At 65.6% G+C, this 12,608-nt stretch carries 13 protein-coding genes; 7 read left to right on the forward strand and 6 right to left on the reverse strand.

The features are described from left to right. Window positions 1-1,356: dihydrolipoyllysine-residue acetyltransferase (aceF, locus tag BP26_RS0105360; protein ID WP_029919546.1), on the forward strand; the 1,356-nt coding region annotated here is incomplete at its 5' end. Window positions 1,357-1,420: 64 nt separating this feature from the next. Here the strand turns inward: aceF and BP26_RS0105365 are convergent. Next, on the reverse strand, window positions 1,421-2,452 hold the full coding sequence (locus BP26_RS0105365) for an isocitrate/isopropylmalate dehydrogenase family protein (protein ID WP_029919547.1): 1,032 nt from the start codon (window positions 2,450-2,452) through the stop codon (window positions 1,421-1,423). Window positions 2,453-2,598: 146 nt separating this feature from the next. Between BP26_RS0105365 and BP26_RS0105370 the strand changes: the two genes are divergently transcribed. From BP26_RS0105370 to BP26_RS0105380, 3 genes are read left to right on the forward strand one after another with little or no spacing between them, the layout of a single operon-like run. Continuing rightward, the gene (locus BP26_RS0105370; RefSeq protein WP_211254834.1) at window positions 2,599-2,991 is read left to right on the forward strand and encodes an STAS domain-containing protein; all 393 of its coding nucleotides are present in this window, start codon (window positions 2,599-2,601) and stop codon (window positions 2,989-2,991) included. A 2-nt stretch (window positions 2,992-2,993) separates the two neighbouring features. Continuing rightward, the gene (locus BP26_RS0105375; RefSeq protein WP_029919549.1) at window positions 2,994-3,968 is read left to right on the forward strand and encodes an MBL fold metallo-hydrolase; all 975 of its coding nucleotides are present in this window, start codon (window positions 2,994-2,996) and stop codon (window positions 3,966-3,968) included. Window positions 3,969-3,986: 18 nt separating this feature from the next. After that, window positions 3,987-6,155 carry a CHASE2 domain-containing protein gene (locus tag BP26_RS0105380; protein ID WP_051748379.1) on the forward strand — a complete coding sequence of 723 codons (2,169 nt, stop codon included), beginning with the start codon at window positions 3,987-3,989 and terminating at the stop codon, window positions 6,153-6,155. A 19-nt stretch (window positions 6,156-6,174) separates the two neighbouring features. Here BP26_RS0105380 and BP26_RS0105385 read toward each other — a convergent pair whose 3' ends face one another. Beyond that, window positions 6,175-6,762, reverse strand: coding sequence for an OmpA family protein (locus BP26_RS0105385; protein ID WP_029919551.1), 588 nt, complete (start codon window positions 6,760-6,762; stop codon window positions 6,175-6,177). Beyond that, on the reverse strand, window positions 6,759-7,208 hold the full coding sequence (locus BP26_RS0105390) for a FecR family protein (protein ID WP_029919552.1): 450 nt from the start codon (window positions 7,206-7,208) through the stop codon (window positions 6,759-6,761). Before BP26_RS0105390 ends, BP26_RS0105385 begins: the two co-directional genes overlap by 4 nt. Before the next feature lie 110 nt (window positions 7,209-7,318). On the opposite strand from BP26_RS0105390, the gene BP26_RS27375 reads away from it, so the two are divergent. Then, the gene (locus BP26_RS27375; RefSeq protein ID WP_084182832.1) at window positions 7,319-7,750 is read left to right on the forward strand and encodes an ATP-binding protein; all 432 of its coding nucleotides are present in this window, start codon (window positions 7,319-7,321) and stop codon (window positions 7,748-7,750) included. Window positions 7,751-7,822: 72 nt separating this feature from the next. On the opposite strand, the gene BP26_RS0105400 is transcribed toward BP26_RS27375, so the two are convergent. Together BP26_RS0105400 and BP26_RS0105405 are read right to left on the reverse strand one after the other, a co-directional pair. Further along, window positions 7,823-8,656 carry an SDR family NAD(P)-dependent oxidoreductase gene (locus tag BP26_RS0105400; protein ID WP_029919554.1) on the reverse strand — a complete coding sequence of 278 codons (834 nt, stop codon included), beginning with the start codon at window positions 8,654-8,656 and terminating at the stop codon, window positions 7,823-7,825. Between the two features lie 96 nt (window positions 8,657-8,752). After that, window positions 8,753-10,321: a flavin-containing monooxygenase gene (locus BP26_RS0105405; protein WP_029919555.1), complete on the reverse strand. Its 1,569-nt coding sequence runs from the start codon at window positions 10,319-10,321 to the stop codon at window positions 8,753-8,755. 169 nt (window positions 10,322-10,490) lie between these two features. Between BP26_RS0105405 and BP26_RS0105410 the strand changes: the two genes are divergently transcribed. Continuing rightward, entirely contained in the window at window positions 10,491-11,168 is a 678-nt protein-coding gene (locus BP26_RS0105410; protein ID WP_051748383.1) for a TetR family transcriptional regulator, read from the forward strand. A gap of 149 nt (window positions 11,169-11,317) precedes the next feature. After that, window positions 11,318-12,226 (forward strand): NAD-dependent epimerase/dehydratase family protein, encoded by a 909-nt coding sequence (locus BP26_RS0105415; RefSeq protein WP_029919557.1) that lies wholly within the window; start codon window positions 11,318-11,320, stop codon window positions 12,224-12,226. A 152-nt stretch (window positions 12,227-12,378) separates the two neighbouring features. Here BP26_RS0105415 and BP26_RS0105420 read toward each other — a convergent pair whose 3' ends face one another. Continuing rightward, a complete protein-coding gene (locus BP26_RS0105420) occupies window positions 12,379-12,597 on the reverse strand; it encodes a hypothetical protein (RefSeq protein ID WP_029919558.1) in 219 nt (72 codons plus the stop codon). Window positions 12,598-12,608: the final 11 nt, after the last annotated feature.

Genomic DNA, 12,608 nt, shown 5'->3' on the forward strand with positions numbered 1-12,608 from the left:
GCACCAAAGAAGGAAGCGCCCAAAGCCGAAAAGGCTCCGGAGAAGGCACCAGCCGCGCCGGCCAAGGCCGTTGCTCCTTCCAAGCTCGCCGTCACCATCCCCGACGTCGGCAACTACGACCACATTCCCGTGATCGAAGTCTTCGTCAAGGACGGGGATGTTGTCGAGAAAGACGCCCCCCTGCTGACCCTGGAATCCGACAAGGCCACCATGGATGTGCCCGCACCGGCGGCGGGCATCGTCAGCGGCCTGAAGGTCAAGGTCGGCGACAAGCTGTCCCAGGGCGATGCGGTGTGCACCCTGGAGGTTTCCGGTGGCGGGGAAGCCGAGCCGGCTGCCGCAGCGGAAGAAAACAAACCCACTCCGGAGAAGAAGGCCGAAGCCGCTCCGGCCGCTTCAGCGCCGGTTCCGGCCCCCGCTGCACCAGCCTCAAGCGACGCCATCCCCTACGCCAGCCCGGGCCTGCGCAAGTTCGCCCGGGAACTGGGCGTGAATCTTGCTCAAGTCTCCGGTAGCGGCCCGCGTGGGCGGATCACGCGCGATGACGTTCAATCTTTTGTGAAACGGGCGCTGTCATCGCCCACGCCGGCCGCACCAGTTTCTGCTCCCTCCGGGGGCGGGATTCCCGCCATCCCGGCGGTGGATTTCAGCCAGTTCGGGCCGATCGAGTCCAAGCCGCTGGCCAGGATCCGCAAGCTGTCGGCCGCCCATCTGCACCGGGCCTGGCTGAATATCCCCCATGTGACGCAGACCGATGAGGCGGATATCACGGAGCTGGAAGCGTTCCGCAAGAGCCAGAGCGATGAATTGGTGGCGGCCGGCGGGGGCAAGCTGACCTTGTTGCCGTTCGTGATGAAGGCGGTAGCCAAGGCGATTCAGGCCTATCCGGAATTCGCGGCTTCGCTGTCGCCGGATGGGGAGAGCCTGATTTTCAAGAAGTATCTGCATATCGGCTTTGCGGCGGATACGCCCAATGGGCTGGTGGTCCCGGTGGTGCGGGATGTGGACAAGAAGGGGATTGTGCAGCTGGCCCAGGAGACCGGGGAGCTGGCGAAGAAAGCAAGAGACGGCAAGCTCAAGGGCGAGGAGATGCGCGGCGGCTGTTTCTCCATTTCCAGCCTGGGCGGCATCGGCGGCAGTCATTTCACGCCGATCGTGAATGCGCCGGAGGTGGGAATCCTGGGTGTGTCCAAATCCACCGTCAAGCCCATCTGGGACGGCAAGGCGTTCCAGCCCAGGCTGATGGTGCCGTTGTCGCTGTCCTACGATCACCGCGTCATCGATGGGGCTTATGCGGCACGGTTCATCGTGTTGCTGGTGAAGCTGTTGCAGGATCTGCGCAGGCTGGCGCTGTAGCGCATCCGCTGTCGCCATCCACAAAAAAGGGGCCGCAGTGCGGCCCCTTTTTTCAAATCCGGCCTCAGCCGTTCTTGATGCGACTCACCAGCGCCTGGGTGAAGGCGGTGGTGTTGGCGGTGCCGCCCAGGTCGCCCGTGCGCACCTTGTCGATGTTGAGCGTGGCATCGATCGCCTTGCGCAGGCGCGTGGCCTTGTCGGTCAGCTTGACGTGGTCGAGCATCATCGCCGCGGCCAGCATCAGGGCGATGGGATTGGCGATGCCCTTGCCGGCGATGTCCGGCGCGGAGCCGTGCACCGCCTCGAAGATCGCGGCGTCGGCGCCGATGTTGGCGCCCGGCGCCATGCCGAGGCCGCCGATCAAGCCGGCGACGAGGTCGGACAGGATGTCGCCGAACAGGTTGGTGGTGACCAGCACGTCGAACTGCCAGGGATTCAGCACCAGCTTCATGGCGCAGGCGTCGATGATCACCGTATCCATCAGGATGCGGTCCTTGTATTTGCGCTCGTACATCTCCTGCGCCGTCTCCAGGAAGATGCCGGTCAAGGCCTTCATGATGTTGGCCTTGTGCACGATGGTGACTTTCTTGCGCCCGGTGGCGATGGCGTGCTCGAAGGCGAATTCGATCAGGCGGCGGGCGCCCTGGCGGGTATTGACGCCGGTGGCCATGGCCACCGCGTGCGGATCGTTGTCGATCTGGATGAAGTGCTCGTAACCGGTGTACAGGCCTTCGAGGTTCTCGCGCACCACCACCAGGTCGATCTTGTCGTAGCGGCCGCCGGGGATGATGGTCTGCGAGGGGCGCAGGTTGGCGTACAGCTTGAACTCCTCGCGCAGGCGCACGTTGGAGGATCGGTAACCGCCGCCGGACGGCGTTTCCAGGGGGCCTTTCAGCGCCAGGCGGGTGCGGCGGATGCTGTCCAGTGTCGCCTGCGGCAGCGGGTCACCCGCCAGCTTGACCCCGCCCAGCCCGGCAATCTGCCTGTCCCAGTCGAACGGCGCCTCCAGTGCATCCAGGGCGGCCAGGGTGGCGTCGACGATTTCGGGGCCGATTCCGTCTCCGGGAATCAGGGTGGCGGGGATGCGCATGGACATGGATAGGACTCGTTGGGGGGAATCGCGGCGCGGGGGCGCCGGAATCGTGTAATTGTACCGGCCTCGGGGAGTGGTTTCATTGGCTCGGGAACAATGTTTACCCGCACATTGCCGAACTGGTGGTCACCCGGCCTAGAATGGGGCACGTGCTTGAAGACGTTCGCAAGGGAACCGTCATGGAGCTGAATGCGGCACAGAAGAACAATATCGTCGTGCTGGCGCCACGCGGCCGTATCGATCACCTGAACGCGGACGCGTTCGGCAAGGCGGTCGCGCCCCACGTGGAGGCATGCAACAAGGACGGCCCGCGCCTGCTGTTCGACCTGTCCTCCCTGGAATACATCAGCAGCGCCGGCCTGCGCATCCTGATGCTGGCCTCCAAGCGCGCCATTCCCGCTGGCGGCAGGATCGGCGTGGCCGCGCCGACGGCGTTGGTGCGCGAAATTCTCGAGATCAGCCGCTTCGACCTGGTGTTCCCGGTGTTCGATACGGTGAACGCCGGCCTCGCTTCGTTTGCCGACCCGGCAGCGGGGCACTGATCATGCGCGCGCGCTTCTGGGGAACACGCGGCTCGCTGCCGGTAGCCCTGACCGCGGCCGAGGTGAAGCACAAGGTGGCCCAGGCGCTGTTGCTGGCCGGGGGACGCAGCTTCAAGGATCAGGCCGAGGCGGAAACCTATGCCGCCACCCTGCCCTTTACCACCGCGCAGACCTTCGGCGGCAACACCAGCTGCGTCGAGCTGGAGCTGCAGCCACCCGGCAAGGATGCGCACGAATACATCCTGTGCGATGCCGGTTCCGGCCTGCGCCCCTTCGGCAATGCTGTGCTGGCCCGGCACGGACCGAAAACGCCCAATGTGTTCCATATCTTCATGTCCCATCCGCACTGGGACCACATCATGGGTTTCCCCTTTTTCACGCCTGCCTACATCCCGGGCAACCGCTTGCGCATCTACGGCTGCCATTCCGGCCTGGAAGAGGCCTTCCGGCGCCAGCAGGCGCCGCCTTCATTCCCGGTGGATTTCGACTATCTCGGCGCGGACATCGAATTCATCCAGCTGGAGCCGGGTCAGCGTTACGACATCGCCGGCCTGCGCGTCACGCCCAAACTGCAGTTGCACGGCGGCGATTCCTACGGCTACCGTTTCGAGCGCCAGGGCAAGGTGGTGGTGTATTCCACCGATTCCGAACACAAGCTGGACAGCGCCGAGGAAACCGAATCCTTCGTGCGCTTCTTCTTCGGTGCGGATCTGGTGATCTTCGACGCCATGTACTCGCTGGCCGACGCGGTATCGGTGAAGGAGGATTGGGGCCATTCCTCCAACATGGTCGGCGTGGAGCTGTGCCAGCTGGCCGGGGCGCGCCATCTGGTGCTGTTCCACCATGAACCGGTATTCAAGGACGCCAAGATCGCCGAGATCGAGGCGGAGACGCGGCGCCTGGAAGCGCTGACCCGGCAGGATGCGCCGCAATTGACCATCAGCGCCGCTTACGACGGCCTGGAAATCGATCTTTAGGTGGACGGATCAGCGGAATTGCGCGCGACAAGCCCGCATCGGCCGCGCTGGCTGCGCTGGTTCCGCCTGGCGCGCGGCCGACCGGTCGGCTTCGTCCTGCTGGCGCTCGCCGTGCTGGTATTGACCCTGCTGGATACAAGACTGCAGCGCGACCGCCGCACCGAGGTGTTCGACCTGTACCAGCAACTGGTGCCGCGTGTACGCCTCAACGACGGCGTGATCGTCGTCGCCATCGACGACGCCAGCCTCGCCGCCATGGGGCAATGGCCCTGGCCGCGCTCGAAGCTGGCGGAAATCATCGACCGCATCGCCGCGCAACACCCGGCCGCCATTGCCATCGACGCCATCTTCCCCGAGCCGGACCGGCTCTCTCCGCGGCAACAGGGCGCCCTGCTGGCAAAATCCGGCTTCGCCGAGGTCGGGAAAATCCTTGACGGTTTGCCGGACTACGACCAGCAGTTCGCCGCATCGATCCGGCGGGCGCCGGTGATTCTCGGCGTGGGCGCGTTAAGCGAAGACGCCGGCCTGCCCCAGGGCACCACCTACCGCACCCCGATCCTGCGCGACGGCGCCGACCCGGAGCCGTTCGCACCGCGCTATCCCGCAGCGCTGCGCGATCTCGAAGTCATCGACGCGGCCGGAGCGGGCCACGGCGTACTGCCCACCGCCAGCGCCGATGGTGTGACCCGCAATCTTTCCACCCTGTCCCGCGTCGGCGGCGAACTGCTGCCCTCGCTTTCCGTGGAAACCCTGCGCCTCGTGGCCGGCGAACCCGCGCTGCGCGTCAGCGCCGATCACGGCGGCATCACCAGTCTGCATATCGGCAACCGCACGATCCCCACCGATCCGGACGGCGCCTGGTGGCTGCATTTTTCCGATCCGCAATTGCGCCCGCATCTGTCGGTGACCGACCTGATGCAGGGCAAGGTGCCGGCCGATGTGCTCTCCGGCCGCATCGCGCTGATCGGTTACACCGCCCTCGGCTTGCAGGACGTGATCGTCACGCCGCGCGGCCGCATGCCCGGCGTCGACGCCATCGCCGAAGCCATGGACAATGCCATCGACGGCCGCCTGCTGAACCGGCCGCGCTGGGCACGCTGGGCCGAGGCGGCGCTGCTCACCGCGCTGTCGCTGCTGGTCGTGGTGGTGGTGCCCTGGCTGCGTCCGCTCACCGCCGCCGGCATCTTCGTCCTGGCCCTCGCCGCCAGTTTCGCCGGCGGCGTGCTGCTGTTCCGGCAAGCCGGGTTGCTCATCGACGTGGCCAATCCCGGCATTGGCGCCACCTTCGTCTTCGCCATCGTGCTGGCCCTGTCGTTGAGCGAGACGCGCGCCCAGCGCAGCCGCCTGCGCCAGGCGCTGAGCGACAGCCACGTCGCCCGGGCCCGCATGGAAGGGGAACTGGAGGCGGCGCGGCGCATCCAGATGGGCATGCTCCCGGAACCCGGCCAGGTCCTGGGCAAGGAAGCGCGGGTGGAAGTGGCGGCGCGGATGCTGCCGGCGCGCAGCGTCGGCGGCGACCTCTACGATTTCTTCCTGCTCGACGAGTCGCACCTGTTCATCGTCGTCGGCGACGTTTCCGGCAAAGGCCTGCCGGCCAGCCTGTTCATGGCCCTGTCCAAGGCGCTGACCAAGGGCGCCGCGCTACGCAGCAGCGCCGATCCCGGCCGCACCCTGCGCGATGCCGACGCGGCCATCGCCGAGGAAAATCCGGAACTGCTGTTCGTCACCGTGCTGGCCGCGGTACTGGATCTGGGCAGCGGCCGCTTCGACTGGTGCAGCGCCGGCCATGAACCACCCTGGCTGTTGCCCGCCTCAGGCGAAGCTCCTCGCCGCCTGCAAGCCAAAGGGGGGCCGCCGCTGTGCGTCGTGGACGGCTTCGACTACCGCAGCGAGACGCTGCAACTGTCGCCCGGCGACGCCCTGTGCTTGCTTACCGACGGCATTGGCGACGCGCAGAACCTGTCAGGCGCGTTCTACGGCCAGCAGCGGATCGTCGCCTGCCTGGAGAAGCTGAGTCATGGCGAGTCCGCGGCCTATATCGTGGAAAGCCTGCTCACCGATACCCTGGCATTTGCCGAAGGTGCCGAGCAGGCCGACGACCTCACCATCCTGGCCCTGCGCTGGCATGGCGCCGGCGTCGGCGCCGAGATACCGCAGACCATCGAGGCGAAGACGGCGCGGATGTAGTGCGCCATCCTGAGGCCGGTCAGCGCACCAGGACCTCCGCCCGCCGATTGCGCGGCTCCGCCACATCGTCCTTGGTCACGATCATCAATTCGCGCTTGCCGCGCCCCGCCACGGAGATGCGTGCCGCATCGAAGCCCAGGGCGATGAGCTGCCGTTTCACCGCCCTGGCGCGGTCCAGCGACAGCTTGTCGTTGTAGTCATCCGAGCCTTGCGTGTCGGTGTGCCCGATCACCACCACTTCCGCCGCGGGAAACTTGGCGATCTTGGCCAGGATGGCCGGCGCCAGGGCGCGCGAGTCGGCCGTAAGCTCGTCGGTGTCGCTGGTGAAGTACAGGGTATAAGACACCGGCGCCGGCGGCAGCGCGGCGAGCACCACTCCGAACTGCTGGTTCACCGTGCCGGCATCGGTGCGTCCGGCATCGGCCTTGCGATCACCCTTGGCGCTGGCGGTGGCGTAGGCGGAATCGAGCAGGGTCTCGCCGCCGGCATTGCTGACGTTGAGCTTCCCCACCTTGCCATCGCTGTCCGGCAGCAGCACGATGCGGTCCGGACCGGCGCAGGCGGCCAGCAGCAGGGCCAGCACCGGCAACAGCATGCGGGCGTTCATGAGCCACCCACTTCGACCAGGAATTTGGTGCCGCGCACGCCGAGTATGCTGCTCGGCGTTCGGACCTTCATCGCATCGAGCTGGTGGTGCGCGATCTTGCCGGACACCACCGCCAACTTGCCGCTGCTGAGCGTGGTCTCGAAGGCGCCGTCGTGGGTGGTCGAGTTGAAGGCGAAACGATCCAGCGCCAGCCGGCTGGAGGGCCCCAATGACAGCAGGGCATTGTCCTCGAAGGTGATGCCGGCGCTGCCGTCGGAGCCGGTGACGATCTGATCGGACTGGTAGACCGCCATGCCCACCGTGGCCGGCAGCGTGGCGCCCTGGCGCAGGACCGAAACGCCGCCATTGACCACCTTGAACACGCCGGCGACATCATCGGCCGTGGCCGACGCGGCAGTGGCACTCAGCCCCGCCACCAAAAGGAATCCGAGCAGCTTTGCTTTCATCGCAGCCTCCCCCCGGCCGGACCGCTTCCTCCCAACCCGCGCTTCACTATAATCAATTCCGGATCAAGGCAGGTGGCAGGCGCTGGTGCATCTGGGGGGTTGACGCTGGAATGAGCTTGTCGATTCAGAGCTTTGCCGCCCGCAGCGAGAGCTTACCAGCGCTGATGGACTTCATCGCCCTGCGCTCCAGCACTCTGGGCCTGCCGCGCGGCACCAGCCTGCGCCTGCAACTGGTGGCGGAAGAACTGTTCACCAATACCTTCCGCCACGGCCGGACGGCCGGCGCCAGCCAGATGGTGACGCTGTGTATCGAACAGGCCGGCGAGGACATCGAGCTGACCTACGAGGACGGCGAACTGGCCTGGGATCCGCTATCCCATCGCGATTGCGCACACCTGCAATTGCCGCTGGCGCAAAGGCCGGTCGGCGGGCTGGGTGTGCTGCTGGTCGACGCCTTCGCCGAGCGCATGCAGTATGAGCGGGTGCAGGAGCGCAACCGGGTCCGGGTGTGGCTGCGCTGCGATCCGCAGGAAAATCCCTAGAGCGGCGCCTCCCGGTCGAGCGCACAGGAAAAAGGGGCCTGCAGGCCCCTTCGCTGGATCGAAGCGCTACACCTACTTCATCGACTTGCGCGCAAAGAACATGGTGAGCAGCTGGTAGCTGGAAGGCAGCAGGCGCACCATCAGGTCGATCAGGTAGGCATCAGGTCCCACCAGCACGCGGCGCTTGTTGCCGCGCACCGCGTTGAGGATGATCTTCGCCGCATTGTCGGCGGTGGTGATGAAATTCTTCTCGAACTTCTCGCTGCCGTGTTTATCGTCCAGGCCGATATCGCGCAGCGAGCTGGACATGCGCGCCGCGCGGGCGATATTGGTCTTGATGCCGCCGGGGTGCACGCTGGTGGCGCTGACCGGCGCGCCGGCCAGTTCCAGTTCCTGCCGCAGCGCCTCGGTGAAGCCGCGCACTGCGAACTTGGTGGCGTTGTAGGCGCTCTGGCTGGGGATGCCGGCCAGGCCGAAGACGCTGGAGGTGTTGATGATGTGGCCGTCGCCGGAAGCTTTCAGGTGCGGCAGGAAGGCCTTGGTGCCGTACACCACGCCCCAGAAATTGATGCCGACGATCCACTCGAAGTCTTCATAGCTCATGCCTTCGACGGTGGCGCCCAGCGCCACCCCGGCATTGTTGAAGATCAGGTTGACCTTGCCGTGGTCCTGCACCACTTCCTCGGCCCAGGCATAGACCGCGGCGCGATCCGCCACGTCCACCTTCTTGCTGGTGACCTTGACGCCGGACTGTGCCGCCAGCCTCGCGGTCTCCGCCAGCCCGGCCTCGTTCACATCGCTCAGGGCCACCTGGCACTTCTGCGCGGCGAGGCGCAGCGCCAGGGTGCGGCCCATGCCGGAACCGGCGCCGGTGATGGCGGCGACCTTGTTTTCGAATGACTTCAAGTGACTCTCCCCTTCGATATCAGTACGACCTCACATCGGCACAAGCCGAGATGAGGTCGATTTTCTTTGTCCGCATGGCGCCGCGGCGCCCGAATATTACGCCGCCTCGCCCACCAGCTTCGACTTGGCCGCCCGCACCGGCTTCTGCTCCGTCGCCGCCTCGGCGAGATAATCACCCAGATCGAAATGCTTGAGCTGGCGACGGAAGCTGAAGGTAAAACCCGGCCACAGGCTGGTGTTCTTGCCGCTGGGATGCAGGTACCAGCTCTTGCAGCCGCCGGCCGTCCACACCGCGTGGCTCAGCTGCTCCTGGATCTTCGTGTTGAAGCGCGCCTGCACGTCCGGCTTGACGTCGACGCTGCGCAGCTTGCGCGTCTCCATCTTGCGCAGCGCGTCCATCACGTAGTTCACCTGCGACTCGATCATGTAGACCATCGAGTTGTGGCCCAGGCCGGTGTTCGGCCCGACGATGAGGAACAGGTTGGGGAAGCCGGCCACGGTGGTGCCCTTGTAGGCTTCCGGGCCGTCCTTCCAGGCGTCGACGATGTCGCGCCCGCCGCGACCGAACAACACGCCCTTGGGCATCGGGTCGGTGGCGTGGAAGCCGGTACCGTAGATGATGGCATCGACCGCGCGCTCGGTGCCGTCCTGTCCGATGATGCTGTTGGCGCGCACTTCCTTGATGCCGCTGCTGATCACCTCGACATTGGCCTTGGCCAGCGCCGGATAGTAATCATCCGAAATCAGCACGCGCTTGCAGCCCACGGTGTAGTCCGGGGTGAGCTTGGCGCGCAACTCCGGATCCTTGATGTGGTGGTGGATGTGGCGCAGCGCGATACGCTTCACCAGGTTCATGATCTTCGGATTGATGGTGAAGCCCAGCACCCGCGTTTCCATCATGGCGTAGATGGCGCCGCGGAACAGGCGCTGCGTCAGCGGCACCGCCTTGAACAGCTTGTGCTCGAAGTCCGACACCTTGCGGTCCGGCTTGGGCAGGATCCACGGCGGCGTGCGCTGGTACAAGTCGAGCCGCGCCACCTGTTTCTGGATCTGCGGCACGAACTGAATGGCCGAAGCGCCGGTACCGATCACGGCGACGCGCTTGCCCTTCAGGTCGTAGTCGTGGTCCCAGTCCTGCGAATGGAAGGTCTTGCCCTGGAACTTCTCCAGGCCCTTCACCCCCACCGGGTAGGCCGGGCGGCTGAGGCCGCCCATGCCGGAAATCAGCACGTTCGCGGTCAGCGTGCGGCCACCGGAAAGCTGCACGCGCCAGACGCCGGCCTTCTCGTCCCATTGCGCCGACTGCACCTCGGAGTCGAACTGGATATACGGGCGCAGGCCGAATTGCTCGGTGCACTTGCGCAGGTAATTCCAGATCTCCGGCTGCGGCGAGAACATGCGCGACCATTCCGGGTTCGGCGCGAAGGAGAAGGAGTACAGGTGCGATTGCACGTCGCAGGCGCAGCCCGGGTAGTGATTGTCGCGCCAGGTGCCGCCGACGTCGCCGGCCTTTTCCAGGATGAGGAAGTCGTCGACACCGGCCTGCTTCAGCCGGATCGCCATGCCGAGGCCGGCGAACCCGGTGCCGACGATGGCGATGCGCACGGACTGCTCCTTGCGCACAGCGGAAGCGGCGCCGGATTTGGCGGCTGAAGTCTTGGGCATTGCACAGCTCTCCTGCGGACTGATCTGGTTGGTAAGCGCCGTTTGCCAGGGCGATTCAGCCCATGGCCCGACGTCTTGCTCGACATTCTTTGTATACAACTGTCTACTAAATGTAGACAAGCGTATACTGAATGTCAAGATCATTCCCTGCATTGGCCGGACCGCCACCATGAGCCGCACCAAAGCCACCGAGGAAAACCCCAGCCCCGCGGGTGGGCGGCAGCGCCTGATGGAAGCCGCCCTGCGCATCGGCGCCAGCAAGCGCAGCCTGCAGGGCCTGGGCCTGCGCGAGCTGGCGCGCGAAGCCGGGTTGAATCCGAACACCTTCTATCGCCACTTCAGCAGCCTGGAACAGCTCAACCAGGCCATCATCGACGAACTCGGCCGCGACATCCGCACCAACCTGCGCGGCATCCGCCGCACCGTGCAGAGCCCGGTAGCCGAAGCCACCCCGCGCACCGTCGAATACGTCTTCGACTACGCCTTGCGCAATCCGGACGCTTTCATCGTCGCCGTGCGCGAGCTGCACGGCGCCATCCCCGCGCTGCGCGAAGCCCTGCAGCGCATGATCGACGACGTGGCCGAGGAAACGGTGGAGGACGTGCTGTTCCTCAACATCGTCCCGGGCATGAAGGTCGAGATCCTGCGCGAAGTCTCGCGCGTGGTGGTGCAACACGTGTTCCACCAGACCCTGGACTACATCGAACAGCCGGCCCGGCGGGGCCAGATCATGCAGCAGACCGTGCGCATCATCGACATGCTTTACGCCGGCGCGCTGACCATGCAGGCGATGAAGGTGGACTCGCTGGCAGAGCTGTTGACCAAACAAAAGCCGGCTCGCAAATAGCCATACGGCGATTGCCCGGCTTTCTCTTTCTCGCCGTCCCAGGTAGTCCGTTCGCGGGATGATTGGAACGGGCTGCACGCCCACCATTCGAATCAATCGAGGCTCTGGCGATTGCAGCCTAGGCCAAAAGAACGAATGGAGAGAGCGCAATGAAAATACTCGTGGTGGGCGGCGCCGGCATGATCGGCGGCCATGCGGCGCTGTACCTGCGCTCCAGGGGCCACGAGGTCAGCATCGCCGGGCGCAACCCGCCCGCCGCGGGCACGCCTCTGGGCGAGCTGGAATTCCTGCGCTGCGACTACATCGCCAACGACCTGCCGCGCGCCGTGTTGGCACGCTTCGAGGCAATGGTCTTCGCCGCCGGCAACGACATCCGCCACCTGCCGCCCGAACAGGATGCGACCGCGCACTGGCAGCGCGCCAACGCGGAGGGCGTGCCGCGCTTCTTCGCCGCCGCCCGTGAAGCCGGCGTGCGCCATGCCGTCAACGTCGGCAGCTTCTACCCCCAGGCCCGCCCCGCCCTGGTCGAAAGCAATGCCTATGTCCGCTCGCGCAAGCTGGCCGACGAAGGCGTCCGCGCCCTGGCCAGCAAGGACTTCCGCGCCATCAGCGTCAACGCGCCGTTCGTCTGCGGCGCCGTGCCCGGCCTGGTCGTCGGCATGTTCAAGGCCTATACCGCCTATGCCGAGGGCAAGTTCGCGCCGATGCCGGAATTCGCCCCGCCCGGCGGCGTCAACTTCATCTCCACCACGTCCCTGTCCGAGGCCATCGAAGGCGCCCTCGCCCGCGGCGAAAACGGCAAGGCCTACCTGGTCGGCGACCAGAACCTCTCCTTCCAGGATTTCTTCGGCGCCTTCTTCCGCGCCGTCGGCCGGCCGGTGCCGCCGGTGATCGACCAGGAACACCCGATGCTGCCGGATTCCGCCATCTATTTCGGGCGCGGCAACACGCTTTATTACGCGCCGGAGCCGGGGGAGACCGCCCTGCTCGCTTACCGGCGCAACGACGTCATCCGCACCGTCGGAGAGATCGTGGCGCAGTATCGGGACGGGACTTGAAGCGGAACGTGTAGGTCGTTTCAAGCGGCAAGTCGGCTCCGCTACGCTTGAGCCGACCTACACCGACCAAATCCGATCGTAGGCTGGGATGAGCAAAGCGAATCCCGGCGATTTTTGCGAAGCAGGATCAATACAAGGTCAACAGCAAGGCCTCACTTCTTGGCCAGCTTGACCAGCTCCTCCGGCTGATAAATCCCCGCCTTGAGGGTATGCCCGGTTCCCGGACGCTTGTAGGAAACCTTGATCCCCCGGCGCGCATGGCCGATCACTGTGACCACGTATTCCGTGGTCCAGGAAAAACTCCAGACCGAACCGAGCGGATAGGTCTTGTCCCAGTCGTTGCCATCAATTTCGTCGCTTTCGCCGTTCATTCTTGCCGTAT

The sequence above is a fragment of the Nevskia soli DSM 19509 genome (assembly GCF_000711955.1).
Lineage (GTDB): Bacteria > Pseudomonadota > Gammaproteobacteria > Nevskiales > Nevskiaceae > Nevskia > Nevskia soli.

Excerpts from the sequence above, each read along its gene's own strand:
- BP26_RS0105375 (WP_029919549.1), top strand. The coding sequence starts at position 2,994 with ATGCGCGCGCGCTTCTGGGGAACACGCGGCTCGCTGCCGGTAGCCCTG.
- BP26_RS0105420 (WP_029919558.1), bottom strand. The coding sequence starts at position 12,597 with ATGAACGGCGAAAGCGACGAAATTGATGGCAACGACTGGGACAAGACC.
- BP26_RS0105405 (WP_029919555.1), bottom strand. The coding sequence starts at position 10,321 with ATGCCCAAGACTTCAGCCGCCAAATCCGGCGCCGCTTCCGCTGTGCGC.
- BP26_RS0105365 (WP_029919547.1), bottom strand. The coding sequence starts at position 2,452 with ATGTCCATGCGCATCCCCGCCACCCTGATTCCCGGAGACGGAATCGGC.
- BP26_RS0105410 (WP_051748383.1), top strand. The coding sequence starts at position 10,491 with ATGAGCCGCACCAAAGCCACCGAGGAAAACCCCAGCCCCGCGGGTGGG.
- BP26_RS0105415 (WP_029919557.1), top strand. The coding sequence starts at position 11,318 with ATGAAAATACTCGTGGTGGGCGGCGCCGGCATGATCGGCGGCCATGCG.
- BP26_RS0105390 (WP_029919552.1), bottom strand. The coding sequence starts at position 7,208 with ATGAAAGCAAAGCTGCTCGGATTCCTTTTGGTGGCGGGGCTGAGTGCC.
- BP26_RS27375 (WP_084182832.1), top strand. The coding sequence starts at position 7,319 with ATGAGCTTGTCGATTCAGAGCTTTGCCGCCCGCAGCGAGAGCTTACCA.
- BP26_RS0105385 (WP_029919551.1), bottom strand. The coding sequence starts at position 6,762 with ATGAACGCCCGCATGCTGTTGCCGGTGCTGGCCCTGCTGCTGGCCGCC.